Genomic DNA, 15,513 nt, shown 5'->3' on the forward strand with positions numbered 1-15,513 from the left:
ATGGGGCGAAGTTAAGTCCCGAGGCGCAGACGTAGCTCTCTGCCCTCGGGATATTGAAGCCGCTTCTATTCAGCCGCCTTCTTCTTGAGCCGCCAGGCGTGCAGCAACGGCTCGGTATAGCCGTTCGGTTGTTCGACACCCTTGAACACCAGATCGCAGGCGGCCTGAAATGCCAGGCTGCTGTCCCAGTTGTCCGCCATCGGTTCGTATAGCGGATCGCCCGCGTTCTGGGCATCGACCTTGGCCGCCATGCGCTTGAGCGAATCGAGCACTTGCTCCTCGGAACAGACGCCATGCAGCAGCCAGTTCGCCATGTGCTGGCTGGATATGCGCAAGGTCGCGCGATCTTCCATGAGACCAATGTCGTTGATGTCGGGCACTTTCGAGCAGCCGACGCCCTGGTCGATCCAGCGCACGACGTAGCCGAGCAAGCCTTGCGCATTGTTGTCGAGCTCCTCGCGCACTTCCTCGGCGGACCAGTTGGTGCCGAGCGCGAGCGGGACTTGCAGCAACTCGTCGAGCCCGGAAATGGCCTCTGCTTGCTTCTCCGGCTGTACCACGCCGAACACGTCGATTTCGTGGTAATGCATCGCGTGCAACGTCGCGGCCGTCGGCGACGGGACCCAGGCCGTGTTCGCGCCCGTCTGCGGATGACCGATCTTCTCGGCGAGCATCGCTGCCATGCGATCGGGCGCGGCCCACATGCCCTTGCCGATCTGCGCCTTGCCCGACAGGCCGTGCTTCAGGCCGATCGCGACGTTGCGCTTCTCGTAGGCCTTGATCCAGGTCGAACCCTTGATCTCGCCCTTGCGGATCATCGGACCCGCGCGCATCGAGGTGTGGATCTCGTCGCCGGTGCGATCGAGGAATCCGGTGTTGATGAAGACGATGCGATCCTTCACCGCGGCGATGCAGGCCGCAAGGTTCGCCGATGTCCGGCGCTCCTCGTCCATCACGCCGACTTTCACCGTGTGACGATCGAGCCCGAGCAGATCTTCGACGGCGTCAAACATATCGTTGGTGAACGCGCATTCCTCGGGGCCGTGCATCTTCGGCTTGACGATGTAGATGCTGCCCGTCCGGCTATTGCCGAACTTCCCCGTGCCCCGCACGTCCTGCGTCGAAATCGCACTGGTGACGACGGCGTCCATGATGCCCTCGGGAACTTCGCTGCCATCGGGCAGGAGGATCGCCGGGTTGGTCATCAGGTGGCCGACATTGCGCACGAACAGCAAGCTGCGGCCCGGCAGGCTGGCACTCCGGCCATCTGCCGTGGTGTAGGCCTTGTCCGCCGCGAGCTTGCGAGTCAGCGTCTCGCCGCCCTTCTCGAAGGTATCTTCCAGATCGCCGCGGATCACGCCGAGCCAGTTGGCATAGGCGAGCGTCTTGTCTCCCGCGTCGACCGCCGCGACCGAATCTTCCAGATCGACGATCGTGGTCAGCGCCGATTCCAGCACGATGTCGCTGATCCCGGCCCGATCGGACTTGCCGACTTCGCTGGTGGGATCGACGACCACTTCGATATGCAGGCCATTCGAGCGGAACAACACGCCGTTTTCGGTCGTGCCCACGCGTTGGTCGGGATGGGCCAGAGCCAGGTCGAGCGTCGCCGCATCCTTCCAGCTCCCCTGAGCGAGCGGGAGCGCCTTGTCCAGGAACGCGCGCCCCGCCGCGATGACCGCCGCGCCGCGCTTCGGATCGTAGCCCTTGCCTTCGGCGGCAGGCGCATCGAGCGCATCGGTGCCGTAATAGGCATCGTAAAGGCTGCCCCAGCGCGCATTGGCCGCGTTGAGCAGGAAGCGCGCGTTGAGGGAGGGGACCACCAACTGCGGTCCCGCCATCGTCGCGATCTCGGGATCGACATTGGTCGTGCCGACGGTGAAATCGCCCGGCTCGGGGACGAGGTAGCCGATCGCCGAAAGAAAGGCGCGATACTCCTCCATGTCGATGGGCTTGCCCGCCCGCGCGAGGTGCCATTCGTCGATTTGCGCCTGAAGCGCGTTACGCTTTTCGAGCAATTCGCGATTGCGCGGAGCGAAGCGGCTCAAGAGCTCGGCAAAGCCGCCCCAGAACGGCTCTGCGGCAAGCCCGATCGGCTGCAGCACTTCGGTTTCCATGAAAGTCGCCAGGCCGGCATCGACCTTGAGACCTGCGCATTCGATCCTGTCCGTCATCGTTCCTCGCATTGAATGGCCCGACGTCCATTGGGCTCGTCGGGGCTTGGCGTGATTCAAGATGCCCTGGGGAAGGAATGCGTCCGGCTATGGCGCATGGCCAAGCCGCTTGCAACAGTGTGCTGGCGCCTGGCACGGGGGTCGTGATATCGAAGGTTTGGGACACGCTGTCGGGAAGTCTTACAGCCGGGCTTCGCGAACTTGGTAAAAAACCCGCAAACCGTGAATTGGCACGATCGTTGCTGAGGGACGGTGAAGGAAAAAGGGTTGAATATGCTCAGGAAAATCGGTCGACTGTTCGTCATCAAGACCAATTGGGAAGCCTACCTGATCATCTATGCCCTCGGCCTGGGCGCGGCGGAGCGCGGCAAGGTCTATCTGGATGTGATTCCAGGATATGGCGGCAAACTGCTGTTTCTGGCCTGCACCGGCGCGGTGTTTCTCGCCGGCGCCAAGATCCTCGACTGCCTGAAGTACGAGAAGGCCGCGCGCGAACAGGGCTTCACGCTCAAGCCCGCGGCGAACGATACTCAAGGGCCGGCCACGAAGGAACGGCGGCGCGCCTGATCGCGCCGCAACCCAAGATATCATCGCTGGAAGAGGTGGGGGTTTCTGTTGCTAGGCACCCCCGGGCCCCCGGAATCCACTTCTGTTGCCCGGTGGGTCCAACCGCGTTCTAACTTTGTAACTTCAGGGCGTTAGCCCCTAGAATTACGCCGCGAGAGCAAGTGCTTCGTTGTCGTTGGCACTTATGAGTTTTGAGCCTTTAACGGGTTACTCAGCCCGGGCAAAAACAGCGCCTTTCAACACACGTCGATCCTAGTTCGGCCCCATCATTTCCCCCGCGACAACGGGAAAGGTGGTGGAGCCGCCGGGTACCGCCCCCGGGTCCGCTGCGCCTATTGCACGCTGCAGTTTATCGCCATATCCGGCCGAAGCCGGCACCGACCCATATAGGGCATTCGCCATGAATGTGAAGTGAGCGGAAAGCAGAAGCTTAGGCCTTGGGCACCTTGCGCATTTCGGCCAGGATCGCATTCAGCACGTCGAGCTGCGGATCGGTGGGGATCGTCGGCTCGTCCGACGTATTCGCGGCCTTCTTCTTTTCGGCTTCCATCGCATCCGTGAGCCGGTTGACCGAGCGCACCAGCATGAACAGCACGACCGCGACGATCAGGAAGTTGACGACCTGCGTCAGGAACGCACCGTAGCCGATCATCGCGACACCCGATTCCTTGAGCGCGTTGTAGTCGGAAAGGCTGCCCTTGTAGTCGGCCGGGACCGATCCGAGCATGAGGAAATATTTCGAAAAATCGATGTTGCCGAAGGCCCAGCCAATGACCGGCATGATGACGTTCTCGGTGAGCGAGGTCACGATCTTGCCGAAGGCGGCACCGATCATCACGCCGACCGCAAGATCGAGCACGTTGCCACGCGCCACGAATTTCTTGAATTCCTCGAACAGCGTCATCCATCGGGTCTCCGGCAATTGCGGGCAAACAAATGGCAAAGCCGCGCGCCGGGGACAAGATGGCCACAGTTGCGCCTTCGTCGCCGCTCGCTATTTATCCCCACTGGAACGGCACGGGCCGCGCCGGTGCATCAGGAGGATTTGCTTGCCATGACTCACGGATCGTTCGTCCGCGCCTGGCGTCTCGCCGTCGTCGCGCTGGCCGCGGCCAGCCTTGCGGCTTGCGGCATCAATTCGGTGCCGACCAAGCAGGAGACGGCGAAAGCCCGGTGGGCCGACGTCCAGGCCGCTTTCCAGGAGCGCGCCAACCTCGTTCCCAACCTCGCCGCCGTGGTCAAAGGCGCGGCCGAGCAGGAAAAGGAAATTCTCACCAACGTCATCAACGCCCGCGCCCGCGCGACCAGCGTGCAAGTGAGCGCCGACGAGCTCGACGATCCGGCCAAAGTGAAGCAGTTCCAGCAGGCGCAGGACCAGTTCGGACAAAGCCTTGGCCGGTTGCTGGTGAGCGTCGAGCGGTACCCCGATCTCAAATCGATTCCCGGCTACACCAAGCTGCAGGACCAGATCGAAGGTCAGGAGAACCGCATTCGCATCACCATCAAGGACTACAACGAGGCCGTGCGCGATTATAACACGGAGGTACGCGTCTTCCCGACGATGATCGGGGCGATGGTTCGCGGCGCGAAGCCGATGACGCCATACAGCGCGGTCACGCCCGGCGCCGAAGTCGCGCCCAGCCTCGAAGGCAAGCTCTGAGCCGGAATTGACCATGCGGGCCCTGCTCGCCTTGCTGCTGGCAATGGTCGCCGCGCTCTGTGCGGGACCGGCGCTGGCTGCGCCCGAATTCCCCAAGCTGACCGGGCGCGTGGTCGATGCGGCGAATATCATCCCCCCAGACGAGGAAGCTCGGCTCGACAGCAAGCTGGCGGCGCTCGAAGCGGAATCGCAGCGCCAACTCGTCGTCGCTACCTTGCCGAGCCTGCAAGGCTACGAGATTTCGGATTACGGCTACCAGCTTGGCCGCGCCTGGGGGCTCGGTGACGAACAGCGCAATGACGGGGCAATCCTGATCGTCGCTCCCAACGAGCGCAAATTGCGGATCGAAGTCGGCTACGGCCTGGAGCCGATCGTCACCGACGGCTTTTCCTCCGACGTTATCAACCAGATTATCGTGCCGCGCTTCAAGGCGGACGATCTTCCCGGCGGGATCGAAGCCGGGACCGACGCACTTATCACCCAGCTCCAACTGCCCCCCGACGAAGCGGCGCAAGTCGCTGCCGAGGCGGATCGCGCAGCCACCGCGAACGCGAGCGGCGGAGTCGACATCATGGCGGTGCTGCCCATCCTCATATTCGTGTTCTTCTTTTTCATCCTGCCGATGCTGCGCGGCCGCTCGCGCGGGGGATCGCGGCGTCGTTCGCGAATGGGCCCGGTCGTTTGGATACCCGGCGGCTTCGGTTCGTCGGGCGGCGGCGGCTGGTCCGGGGGCGGCGGCGGTTTCGGTGGGGGCGGATTTTCCGGTGGCGGCGGCAGCTTCGGCGGCGGCGGCGCGAGCGGAAGCTGGTAGGGACGAACCATGGCACCCCCACTCTCCCTTTCCGCTGAGGATCACGACCGCATCAGCAAGGCCGTCGCCGCGGCCGAGGCCGACAGCGCCGGCGAGATCGTGACGATCCTCGCCGAACGCTCGGACGGATATACCGACGTCGCGCTCAGTTGGGCGGCCTTGGCGGCGATCGCCACGCTCGCCGCCCTTGCCGTCGCGCCCGGCGCCTTTCTCGAACCTTATGCCTGGCTGCGCGGCGGCTGGGTGAGCGAATGGACCATTCGCGATGCCTTGTTGGTCGCACTCGTCGTCACCGCATCGGAATTCCTGGCGGTGCTGCTGATACAGCTGTGGCCGCCGTTCAAATTCTGGCTGGTGCCGCCGCCGATCAAGTCCCTGCGGGTGCGCGATCAGGCGGTGCGGGCCTTTCGCATCGGCGCCGAACGGCGCACGCATGGGCGCACCGGCATTCTCATCTACCTTTCGATACGCGAGCGTCGGGCCGAGATCGTTGCCGACGCCGCCATCGCGGCGCGCGTGGATCCCGACGTATGGGCCGACGCCATGGCGGCGATGCTCGCTCGCGTCGGGCAGGGCCATGTCACCGACGGCATGATCGCGGCCATCGAGCGCGTCGGGGCGATCGTCGCGGAGCACTTCCCTCGCCCCGCGGACGACCAGAACGAACTGCCGGACAGGTTGATAGAAGTATGATCGAAGATGCCGACGCGCCCGAGGAGATCGTCTGGGAAGGCCAATACATCGTCACGAAGAAGCGTGGACGGTGGGAATACGTGGGCCGCGCGCGCGGGATCCATGCGGCGGTGATCCTGGCCGTCGATGACGCCGATCACGTGATCCTGGTGGAGCAGTTCCGCGTCCCGCTCGGCCGCAAATGCATCGAGCTTCCCGCCGGCCTGGTGGGCGATCACGACGATGTCGCGGGCGAGGATGCCGCCACGGCCGGTGCTCGCGAACTGGAAGAGGAAACCGGATATGCCGCGGGCCGCATCGACGTGGTCGGCGAATTCCATTCCTCGCCGGGGATGGTGAGCGAGAGCTTCACTCTACTGCGTGCGCATGATTTGAAGCAGGTCGGCGAAGGCGGCGGAGTCGACAGCGAGAACATCACCGTCCACCGCGTACCGCTGGCCGGGATCGAGCAAGCCATCGCCGGGTGGCGCGAGCAAGGCTACGCGATCGACGTAAAATTGCTGCTGCTGCTGGGGGCGAAGCTGCTCGGCTGATGCGCACCAAGCCGGGGCACTGCGCGCGCAAGCGCCGCTTCGCGAGCGAGGCTGCCGCCAATGACATGGCAGCGATCGCGCAAGTCACCCTGCGCCCCTATCGTTGCGGGCTGTGCCGCCAGTGGCACCTCACCAGCCGCACCAAGGGGATGAAGCTTCCCCCCTTCGAACTGGCAAGGCGCAAGGCAGCAGCCCGCGATCGGTGACCCGACCCCGCCACTGCCTCGCAGCGCGATTTACAGCGTGGTGAAGATGGCCCCGAAGTCCTTGCCGCCACCGCCGGCTTCGCAAAAGGCCTCGTAGATCTTCATGGCGTGCTCGCCCATCGGCACAGTAGCGCCGGCGCTTTCGGCGCCTTGCATTGCGAGCCGGAGATCCTTCAGCATCAGCGCCGAGGCGAACCCGCCAGCGTAATCGTTGTCCGCCGGGCTCGTGACGCCGACGCCTGCAGCTGGAGTGTAATCGTTGAGCGACCAGTTGTAGCCGGTGGCATTCGAGCTGATCTCGTAGAACATCTGCGGGTCGAGCCCAGCCTTTTCCGCCAGCTTCAGCGCTTCGCAGGTCCCGATCATATGGATCGCCAGCAGCATGTTGTTGCACATCTTGGCGACCTGCCCGGCCCCGATCGCACCGGCGTGGATCACCTTCTTGGCCATCGGCTCGAGGACCGTCTGCGCCTTGGCGAAAGCCGCTTCGGTGCCGCCGACCATGAAGGTCAGCGTCCCACCGTTGGCCGCAGCGATCCCGCCCGAGACCGGCGCATCGACCATTTCGTAGCCCGCCTCGCGCGCCAGCTTCTCGACTTCGCGTGCGGTGTCGACGTCGATCGTGGAGCAATCGAGAAAGAGCGCGCCAGCAGGCGCCCTGCTGAACACGTCGCTGGTGTAGACGCTCTTCACGATCCCGCCATTGGGCAGCATCGTCACCACGGCATCGACGCCCGCCACCGCCTCGGGGACGGTCGAAAATGTGGCACAGCCGTTTTCGCCTGCGCGCGCCAGAGCCTCCTCGGACAAGTCGAAGGCCTGCACGTCGTGCCCCGCCTTGACGAGGTTCGCGGCCATGCCGCCGCCCATGTTGCCAAGCCCGATAAACGCGATTTTCATGTCTACTTGGCCTTCCAGACGCCGGGACGCTTCTCCACGAAGGCGGTCATGCCCTCGGTCTTGTCTTCGGTGGACGCGAGAACCTGGAACATGCGGCGCTCGGCCAGGAGGCCCAATTCCAGCGTGGTCTCGAAGGCGACGTCGACCATCTCCTTGTTGATCATAGCGGCAAGCGGCGGCATCGACGCGATCGTCTCGGCCGCCTTCACTGCTTCGTCCATCAGCTGCTCGTGCGGAACGACGCGGCTGACGAGGCCAGAGCGCTCGGCTTCGGCCGCATCCATGTTGCGACCGGTCAGACACATGTCCATCGCCTTGGATTTGCCGACCGCGCGCGTCAGGCGCTGCGAGCCACCCATGCCGGGCGCGACGCCCAGCTTGATCTCGGGCTGACCGAACTTGGCGTTCTCCGAAGCGATGATGAAGTCCGCCATCATCGCCAGCTCGCACCCGCCGCCCAAGGCGAAGCCGTTGACCGCTGCGATCCACGGCTTGCGCACGCGGCGCACGATGTCCGCCTGCCACCCGGAGAAGAAGTCCTGCTTGAAGAACTCCGCGCTCGATTTTTCGACCATTTCCTTGATGTCGGCGCCGGCGGCGAACGCCTTGTCGCCGGAACCGGTGATGACCGCGCAAAGCTGGCCGTCGTCCGCCTGGTATGCCTTGAAGGCTTCCGTCAGTTCGGCGAGCACCGTCGAGTTGAGGGCGTTCAAGGACTTGGGCCGGTTCAGCGTGATCAGCGTCACCGCGCCCTTGGTTTCGACCGTGATCGTTTCGTAGCTCATAGCGGTTTCCATTCCTCGTTTGCGGCAAGCTGCGCGAAGATCGCGTCCAGCGTTTCAGCGCTCACGCCTTCGGGCGTGGCGGGGTTCCATTTGGGCGCATGGTCCTTGTCGACGATCACCGCCCGCACGCCTTCGGCAAAGTCGGGCTTCGTCAGCACCCGCGAGGCGATGCGGTATTCCATCGCCATGTTGTCGGCAAAGTCGCCAAGCGACTTCGATTCCTTCAATTGCCGCAGTGAAACCTTGCAGGCCTGCGGACTCTTGGACCTCAAAGTGGCCAATTCCTTGGCGGCCCATTCACTATCGTCCTTCTCGAGCGATGTGAGGATGTCTTCGAGGCGATCCGACGCGAAGTGCCTGCGGATCGTCGCGGCATGCGGAGCGATCTTCGGATCGGGCGGGGTTGTGGCCAGAGAAGACAAAACGCCTGCGATATCGTGCCCGGCCTCGATCCGGCGCTTAGCCTCTGGCAAGGCTTCGGCCGGGAGGTAATGCGTCGCAAGCCCCGCCCAGAGGCATTCGGCGCCATCGAGCCGCGCGCCCGTAATGGCGAGAAACTGGCCGATGCGCCCCTCGAGGCGGGAAAGATACCAGCCTCCGCCGACGTCGGGAAACAGCCCAATCCCCGTTTCGGGCATGGCGAAGCGCGTGTTCTCGGTCGCCACCCGGAACGTCGCGGGCTGCGAGATGCCAACGCCGCCGCCCATCGTGATCCCGTCCATGAACGCGACCACGGGCTTGGGATAGGTGAAGATCTGGTGGTTCAGGCGGTATTCGTCGTAGAAGAAGGCGCGACCCGCCTTGCCCTCATCGTTCAGGGCCGACTGGCGAAGCAAGTTGATGTCGCCGCCCGAGCAGAACCCCCTGCCCTCGCTGTGATCGATGATGACCGCCTTGACGGCATCGTCGCCTTCCCACGATTGCAACGCTTCGCTCATGTCGCGGCACATCTCATGCGTCAGTGCATGGATCGCCTTGGGTCGATTGAGTGTACAGTAAGCCACGGCGCCCGCGCGCCGGGTCAGCAGTTCTTCGGTCATAGCCCCCTCCTCACTGGCGCAGAAGTTCGCGCCCGACGATCATCCGCATGACCTGATTGGTACCCTCCAGGATAGAGTGCACGCGCAAGTCGCGCCAGAAGCGTTCGATGGGGTAATCCTTGAGGTAGCCATAGCCCCCAAACAACTGCAGCGCATCGTTCACGATCTGCGAACCGCTATCGGTTGCAAGCCGCTTGGCCATGGCCGAAAAACGCGTCTTATCGGGCGCGCCCGCGGTGACCTTGGCGGCGGCGAGATAGAGCAAGGCACGCGCCGCTTCGAGGTCGGTCGCCATGTCGGCGAGCATGAACTGCGTGTTCTGGAAATCGCCGATCGGCTGATCGAACTGCTTACGGTCCTTCACGTACTGGATCGCTTCGTCGAGGCAACGTTGCGCGCCGCCCAGCGAGCAGGCGCCGATATTGATGCGCCCACCATCCAGCCCCATCATCGCGAAGCGGAAGCCCTCACCCTCTCCACCGACGCGGTTCGCCACCGGCACGCGGACGTCCTCGAAGATGACCTGCGCCGTAGGGGATGCGTTCCAGCCCAGTTTCTTTTCAGGCGCGCCGAAACTCAGGCCCGGCGTGCCTTTCTCGACCACGAAGCAGGATATGCCCTTCACTTTGTGGTCGCCCGTGCGAGCCATCACGACGTAGATATCGTTGACGCCGCCGCCCGAGATGAATTGCTTGCTGCCGTTGAGAACGTATTCGTCTCCTTCGAGCCTTGCGCTGGTCTTGAGCGCCGCCGCATCGGAGCCCGATCCGGGTTCGGTAAGGCAATAGGAGGCAATTTTCTCCATCGTCACCAGCTCGGGGAGGTAACGGTCCTTCAGGTCCTGCGATCCGAACATGTCGATCATCCACGCCGCCATGTTGTGGATCGAGATGTAGGCGCTGGTGGTCGGACAACCATAGGCCATTGCTTCCATGATCAGCGCGGCTTCGAGCCTCCCCAACCCGATCCCGCCATTCTCCTCGGAAACGTAGATCGCGCCGAAACCGAGTTCGCCTGCGGCCTTCCACACGTCGATAGGGTAGTGATGCGTCTCGTCCCACTCCGCCGCGAACGGCGTGATTCGGTCTTCGGTGAACTTGCGCGCGGTATCCTGAATCGCGAGCTGGTCTTCGGTCAGCGCAAACTGTTCGGTCATCTCAAGCCCCCCTTTTTTCTGATCTTCAAGTAGTGCAGCGGCTGTAGACCAGCGGCTCGGGCATGGCGTCGGGCCCCTTGTCGCGGCGGGTCAGAGTCTCGCCGTCGTCGCTCAGTTCCAGCGCGACTTCGAGAATCCAGCTGTGCCCCTCACCGGAGAATTTGAACGACGCGGCCAGCAAATCCGCATCGACCCGCTGGATCATCCCCAGCTTCGCCACCGACTCGTAGAACTTGAGGGTGTCGGGGCTCACGACCATGAGGCCTTTGGCATCGCCTTTGGTAGACGTGCAATCGGCGGCGACGAGGCCCCAGCGGCCCCGCATCGCCGGGGGAATCGCGTCGCTCGGGATGGCTGGTGCTGCGCTGGCGCTGGCGGCCGGCGAGGCTTCGACTGCTTCCTCGCGGTCCGCGCCGGCCGAAGCGCTTTCCATAACCGAGGCGTCGGTTCCCTGGGCTTCGGGCTCTGCATTCTGGCTCGAACACGCCCCTAGCGTCAGCAACGCCGTACAGGCGAGCAGCGGCAACATGATTTTCATCGATCTCTCCAGTCGACTCGTGCCTCGGCGCGCGGCGATCCGCACCCGCGCGCCGAGAAAACGCTTTCGGCTGCTATCAGCCGATCAGTTCGATGATGTCCTTGCCGAACAGGTCCTCGTCGGCGGGAATGGACTTGGTCTGCGCCAGCGGCTTGGAAACCCAGGTCTCGTTGATGAGATCGCGCCAAGTGATGTTGTTGTTGGTGCCATTGCCGCCCCACGAGCCGCAGCCCAACGAGAAGGTTTGGCGCATGCCGTTCCACAAGTTGCCCGAGTTCGAGGCCGACTGCGGCTGGTTGACCATCACACGGCTGGTGCGCGTGTTGTTCGCCAGCTTCATGATGTTTTCGTCGGAGTTCGAGTAAATCCCGCAGGAGTGACCCTGGCCCTGATAGGCCTGGATGTTGTTGGTCAGCGCGATCGCCTCATCGATGTCCTTGGCCCGATAGAGCGCCATCGTCACCGTCATCTTCTCGCCCGAGAACTTGTAGTCGGCGCCGTGGCCCGTTTCCGGCACGATGAAGAACTTCGTCCCCTCGGGAATCTGGAAGCCGGCATAATCAGCGATGAAGTCGGCGGGTTGGGCCACGACTTTAGCGTTGATGTGCTCGCCATCTTCCCAGATCGCGTTCTGCAGCTTGGTCTTGTTCTCGCCCTCGATGATGAATCCACCCTTCTCGATGAGCTTCGCCAGCATCTCGTCGTAGATCGCGTCGAGTAGGATCACCGCGTTGTCGGAAGAGCACGAAGCCGCGTTGTCGAGCGTCTTCGACAGCAGGATCTTGGCGGCCGCGTCATCGAGGTCGGCGGTATCGTCGACGGTGATGACCGCATTGCCCACGCCCACGCCCAGCGCTGGCGTGCCCGACGAATAGGCCGCGGTCACCATCGCGCCGCCGCCGGTCGCGAGCACGCGATCGCACTGCTTCATCACCTCGTTCGTCTTTTCGACCGAAGGCCGCTCGATCGCGATCACGAGGTCGGCGGGCGCGCCCATCTTCTCGAGCGCATCGCGCATCAGGCCGCAGATCTTGGCGTTGACGAACTTGGCGCGCGGGTGCGGACAGACGATGATCGAGTTGCGACCCTTGACCGCGCTGATCGCCTTGATGACCGGGGTCGCCTCGGGGTTGGTCGAAGGCGACAGCGCGCCGATCACGCCGACGGGCTTGGCGATCTTGACGATGTTGCGCTCGGGCAGCTCCTCGATGATCCCCACCGACTTGTCGTCGATGATATCGTACAGCGTGGCGCGGGTCTTCACCGAGATCTTCTTGAACTTGCCCTCGTAATTGCCGAGCTGCGTTTCCTCGACCGTCTCGCGAGCGATCTCTTCATCCATACCCGGCTTGCAGACGGCATAGACCATGCCCTTGATCCAGGTATCGACCTGCTCCTGCGTGGCATGCTCGATCTGCGCCTGCGCCTTGCGCGAGCGAGCGACGAGTTCCGCGACTTCGTCCGCGATAGTGATTTCCGCTACGTCTTCAACGGTGGCCATGGCATCGTTCCCTTTTGATCATCGAACGTCGCGAACGTTCGCGCGCCGTGTTTCGGATTGGTTCCTGCACAATCCCCAGATGGGGTGCAAACAGTTTAATCGATCAATTAAATTGGTGCAGTTGCCATTCTTGCAAGCAATCGTTCGCACCTTGCACCTGCAGAATGGGTCAGGTTATCGCACCACCGTCGGTCGCGGCGGGACTCTTGCCCTTGAAACTGCGCGCTCGTGCCGACAGGTTGCGCGTCAGCGAAAGATTCGCCACCGGCGAAGGACAACATGGAGCATAACGCGCTTTGGGCATGACAACGATCGATCCGGAAGATTTTCGCAAGGTTCTGGGGAGCTATCCCACGGGAGTTTGCGTGATCACCGCGCTCGACCCCGAAAACCGGCCGATTGGAATGGTCATCGGCTCCTTCACCTCGGTATCTCTCGACCCGCCATTGGTCGGCTTCTTTCCCGACAAGAAATCGACGTCTTGGCCGCTGCTGGAAGCCGCGGGGCACTTTTGCGTCAACATATTGGGCAGCAATCAGCAAGCGATCTGCCGCGCGGTAGGGGCCAAAGGCGAGGAAAAGTTCGTCGGCGTCGAATACGCCATTTCCGACCATAACCTTCCCGTCATCGCCGACTCGATCGCCTGCATCGAATGCCGACTTCATTCGGTCACCGAAGCGGGAGACCACTGGTTCGTACTGGGCGAAGTCCTCCGCCTGGAGACGACTCGCGACGAGGATCCAATGCTGTTTCATCGTGGGCGCTATGGCGGCTTCGCGGAGGTGATCTGAGGCTTCGGCGCGGATGTGCGAGAGGCCCGGCCGAAGCGTGCCGGTGGAATCGCCGTTCAGACAACCTCGATCCCAATACGATGAGATAGTCTCTGCATGACCGAACGCTTCACAGTCGAGCTCCAAGGAGCGCGGATCGTAGGAGACCGCCGGGGAACCGGTGGTGTGCCACTCGTTCTGCTGCACGGTTTTGGCGGGTCGCGATTGGATTGGGATCCGGTCATGGCCGCAATGCCCGAAGATCACGCCATCGTGCGCTACGACCAGCGTGGTTTCGGCGAATCGGGGCTCGCGCTGACGCCATATTCGCATGCGGACGACCTCGTCGCCGTGCTGGACAAGCTGGCGATCCCGCAGGTCGATCTATGCGGAATGTCGCTGGGTGGTGGAACCGCCGTCACTTTCGCGCTGCAGCACCCGGAGCGGGTCCGCCGTCTGATCCTGGTCAGCCCGCTGATTGCGGGATGGAATTGGAGCGAGGAATGGATCGCGCGCTGGAAGCAGATCGGTCGCGCGGCGCGCGGCGGCGAAATGGCAACCGCGCGCGCCCTATGGCTCGATCATCCGCTGTTCGCGCAAGTTCGCAGCTCGCCGGAAGAAGCCGATCTCCGAAAGTCGGTTGGCGCCTTTCAAGGACGGCAATGGATCGAGGATCCGGCCCGACCGGCCTCGCCCGACCTGGAACACCTGCCTGCCCTCACCGCGCCAACTCTCCTACTGACCGGCGAGCGGGACATGGAGGATTTCCGCCGCATTGCCGAGCTGATCGCGAACAATGCGCCGAAAGTGAAGCGGATCGATTATCCCGAAGCCGGTCACATGCTGACGATGGAGCGGCCAGGACCGGTGGCTGAGGCCATCCGTCAATTTCTGAGCCAGTAGATCCCGCTTAGGCATCGCATCGCAAGTCGGCGAAACCCGAAGCCGGGTTGCTACCCTCGCGACCGAGGCGTCAGGCAGTGGCCGGGTTCGGCACGCGGGCGCGCTGTCTGCGGTCGGGGCCCAGGCCGATCAGCGGACGAAGCGGCGCGATCTCCCTGCCGAGCAGGTAGAAGGCGACGCAGCCGATGCTCGTTGCCGCGACGAGGACGAGAAATTCGCCCAAGGCTCCAAGCCCGAAGTCGTTCAGCCACCAGCCCGCGCCGATGTAGAGCGTCTGGTGAATGATGTAGAACGGGAACACCGCTTCGACCAATGCCGCGCGTATCGGCGCATCGTGGTTCCAGTAGCGGCCGGCAATCCCGAACAGGGCGACGATCGCGCTCCAGCCCAGCAGGGCCTTCGCGGCGCTGAACAGCGGCTCGATCCGCGCCGGAAGCAGCGCTTCGCCGGGGAACGCCATCTTGCACGCGACGATCACGCCATAACCGATTGCGGCTGTGACGAGCGCGATGCGCCACTGGCGCCTGATCGCTTCGAGCAAGGCGGGGGACTGGCGCAGCAAAACGCCAAACAGAAACATGGGCAGATAATGGGCATGCGCGGCAAGATCATCGACGAGTTGGTGGGTGTCGGTCCAGCCGTTGCCGAGGAGGCGTATGCAGAAGAGGAAGGCGACGGGCAGCGGCAGAAACAGCGGGCCCGCCAGCACCCATTCGAAGCCTCGCTTGAAGCGCGACTTCACCGTCTCCGGCAGCTGCATCAGCGCGCACAGAACGCCTGTATAGACAAGCAGATACGCGACGAACCAGAGGTGGATCCATCGAGGCACCGGTATGCCGTTGACGTTCTGAAAGAGGGAATAATCGTTCGTCAGGAAGGTCAGATAGCTTCCCGTATACCCCGTGTCGCGCATCGCCCCGACCCACGGCTGCGGCGGCACTATCACGAGGATGCCGAAGATGAGCGGGACCGCAAGCCGCGTCACACGACTGCGGAAAAAGACCCCGACGCCTTGGCGTCGTTCCAGCATGGCTGCACTGGAATAGCCCGAGATCGCGAACAGCAGCGATAGACGCCAGGGGCTGAGCGCCAGCAGCAGCACGTCCACACCTTCGACGACGCCGCGCGAAGGGGTCTGATAGCCCCAGGGCGTGAACATGAAACCGATGTGATAGAGGATCAGCAGGACGAAGGCCGCGATACGCAGCCAGTCCATTCCATAGTGCCTCGCTTGCGGCGGCGACGTCAGCGATCCGGTTTCCTGCACGCAACGCCC

At 63.3% G+C, this 15,513-nt stretch carries 17 protein-coding genes and 1 other RNA gene; 8 read left to right on the forward strand and 10 right to left on the reverse strand.

Going from position 1 to position 15,513, the window contains the following annotated elements; all coding sequences use genetic code 11:
- Positions 1-65 precede the first annotated feature (65 nt).
- Entirely contained in the window at positions 66-2,174 is a 2,109-nt protein-coding gene (locus GQO94_RS11025) for a malate synthase G (RefSeq protein WP_156841371.1), read from the reverse strand.
- A 273-nt stretch (positions 2,175-2,447) separates the two neighbouring features.
- Here GQO94_RS11025 and GQO94_RS11030 point away from each other — a divergent pair, with 273 nt between their 5' ends.
- Positions 2,448-2,741, forward strand: coding sequence for a hypothetical protein (locus tag GQO94_RS11030; protein ID WP_232332895.1), 294 nt, complete (start codon positions 2,448-2,450; stop codon positions 2,739-2,741).
- 71 nt (positions 2,742-2,812) lie between these two features.
- Here the strand turns inward: GQO94_RS11030 and ssrA are convergent.
- Positions 2,813-3,156, reverse strand: a transfer-messenger RNA (tmRNA) gene (gene ssrA, locus GQO94_RS11035).
- Between the two features lie 15 nt (positions 3,157-3,171).
- On the reverse strand, positions 3,172-3,645 hold the full coding sequence (gene mscL / locus GQO94_RS11040) for a large conductance mechanosensitive channel protein MscL (RefSeq protein WP_156841373.1): 474 nt from the start codon (positions 3,643-3,645) through the stop codon (positions 3,172-3,174).
- Positions 3,646-3,795: 150 nt separating this feature from the next.
- On the opposite strand from mscL, the gene GQO94_RS11045 reads away from it, so the two are divergent.
- The 5 genes from GQO94_RS11045 to GQO94_RS11065 are packed head-to-tail and all read left to right on the forward strand — an operon-like array spanning position 3,796 to position 6,644.
- A complete protein-coding gene (locus GQO94_RS11045; protein WP_156841375.1) occupies positions 3,796-4,401 on the forward strand; it encodes a LemA family protein in 606 nt (201 codons plus the stop codon).
- A 13-nt stretch (positions 4,402-4,414) separates the two neighbouring features.
- Entirely contained in the window at positions 4,415-5,212 is a 798-nt protein-coding gene (locus tag GQO94_RS11050) for a TPM domain-containing protein (protein ID WP_156841377.1), read from the forward strand.
- A 9-nt stretch (positions 5,213-5,221) separates the two neighbouring features.
- On the forward strand, positions 5,222-5,905 hold the full coding sequence (locus GQO94_RS11055; protein WP_156841379.1) for a TPM domain-containing protein: 684 nt from the start codon (positions 5,222-5,224) through the stop codon (positions 5,903-5,905).
- Positions 5,902-6,438, forward strand: coding sequence for an NUDIX hydrolase (locus GQO94_RS11060; RefSeq protein WP_156841381.1), 537 nt, complete (start codon positions 5,902-5,904; stop codon positions 6,436-6,438). The genes GQO94_RS11055 and GQO94_RS11060 overlap by 4 nt, the downstream gene beginning before the upstream one ends.
- Entirely contained in the window at positions 6,438-6,644 is a 207-nt protein-coding gene (locus GQO94_RS11065) for a hypothetical protein (protein ID WP_156841383.1), read from the forward strand. Before GQO94_RS11060 ends, GQO94_RS11065 begins: the two co-directional genes overlap by 1 nt.
- Before the next feature lie 30 nt (positions 6,645-6,674).
- Here GQO94_RS11065 and mmsB read toward each other — a convergent pair whose 3' ends face one another.
- From mmsB to GQO94_RS11095, 6 genes are all read right to left on the reverse strand, one after another.
- Positions 6,675-7,544, reverse strand: coding sequence for a 3-hydroxyisobutyrate dehydrogenase (gene mmsB / locus GQO94_RS11070; protein ID WP_156841385.1), 870 nt, complete (start codon positions 7,542-7,544; stop codon positions 6,675-6,677).
- Between the two features lie 2 nt (positions 7,545-7,546).
- Positions 7,547-8,329, reverse strand: a complete 783-nt coding sequence (locus GQO94_RS11075) for an enoyl-CoA hydratase-related protein (protein ID WP_156841387.1) — start codon at positions 8,327-8,329, stop codon at positions 7,547-7,549.
- Positions 8,326-9,369: an enoyl-CoA hydratase/isomerase family protein gene (locus tag GQO94_RS11080; protein ID WP_156841389.1), complete on the reverse strand. Its 1,044-nt coding sequence runs from the start codon at positions 9,367-9,369 to the stop codon at positions 8,326-8,328. Before GQO94_RS11080 ends, GQO94_RS11075 begins: the two co-directional genes overlap by 4 nt.
- Before the next feature lie 10 nt (positions 9,370-9,379).
- Entirely contained in the window at positions 9,380-10,525 is a 1,146-nt protein-coding gene (locus tag GQO94_RS11085; protein WP_156841391.1) for an acyl-CoA dehydrogenase family protein, read from the reverse strand.
- 25 nt (positions 10,526-10,550) lie between these two features.
- Positions 10,551-11,063: a hypothetical protein gene (locus tag GQO94_RS11090; RefSeq protein WP_156841393.1), complete on the reverse strand. Its 513-nt coding sequence runs from the start codon at positions 11,061-11,063 to the stop codon at positions 10,551-10,553.
- A 76-nt stretch (positions 11,064-11,139) separates the two neighbouring features.
- A complete protein-coding gene (locus GQO94_RS11095) occupies positions 11,140-12,564 on the reverse strand; it encodes an aldehyde dehydrogenase family protein (protein ID WP_156841395.1) in 1,425 nt (474 codons plus the stop codon).
- 296 nt (positions 12,565-12,860) lie between these two features.
- Between GQO94_RS11095 and GQO94_RS11100 the strand changes: the two genes are divergently transcribed.
- Positions 12,861-13,355 carry a flavin reductase family protein gene (locus tag GQO94_RS11100; RefSeq protein WP_156841397.1) on the forward strand — a complete coding sequence of 165 codons (495 nt, stop codon included), beginning with the start codon at positions 12,861-12,863 and terminating at the stop codon, positions 13,353-13,355.
- Between the two features lie 96 nt (positions 13,356-13,451).
- Positions 13,452-14,237 carry an alpha/beta fold hydrolase gene (locus GQO94_RS11105; RefSeq protein ID WP_156841399.1) on the forward strand — a complete coding sequence of 262 codons (786 nt, stop codon included), beginning with the start codon at positions 13,452-13,454 and terminating at the stop codon, positions 14,235-14,237.
- A 70-nt stretch (positions 14,238-14,307) separates the two neighbouring features.
- Here GQO94_RS11105 and GQO94_RS11110 read toward each other — a convergent pair whose 3' ends face one another.
- Positions 14,308-15,504, reverse strand: a complete 1,197-nt coding sequence (locus GQO94_RS11110; protein ID WP_232332886.1) for an acyltransferase family protein — start codon at positions 15,502-15,504, stop codon at positions 14,308-14,310.
- Positions 15,505-15,513: the final 9 nt, after the last annotated feature.

The organism is Novosphingobium aquimarinum, from assembly GCF_009746585.1.
In the GTDB taxonomy this organism is placed as follows: Bacteria; Pseudomonadota; Alphaproteobacteria; order Sphingomonadales; family Sphingomonadaceae; genus Novosphingobium; species Novosphingobium aquimarinum.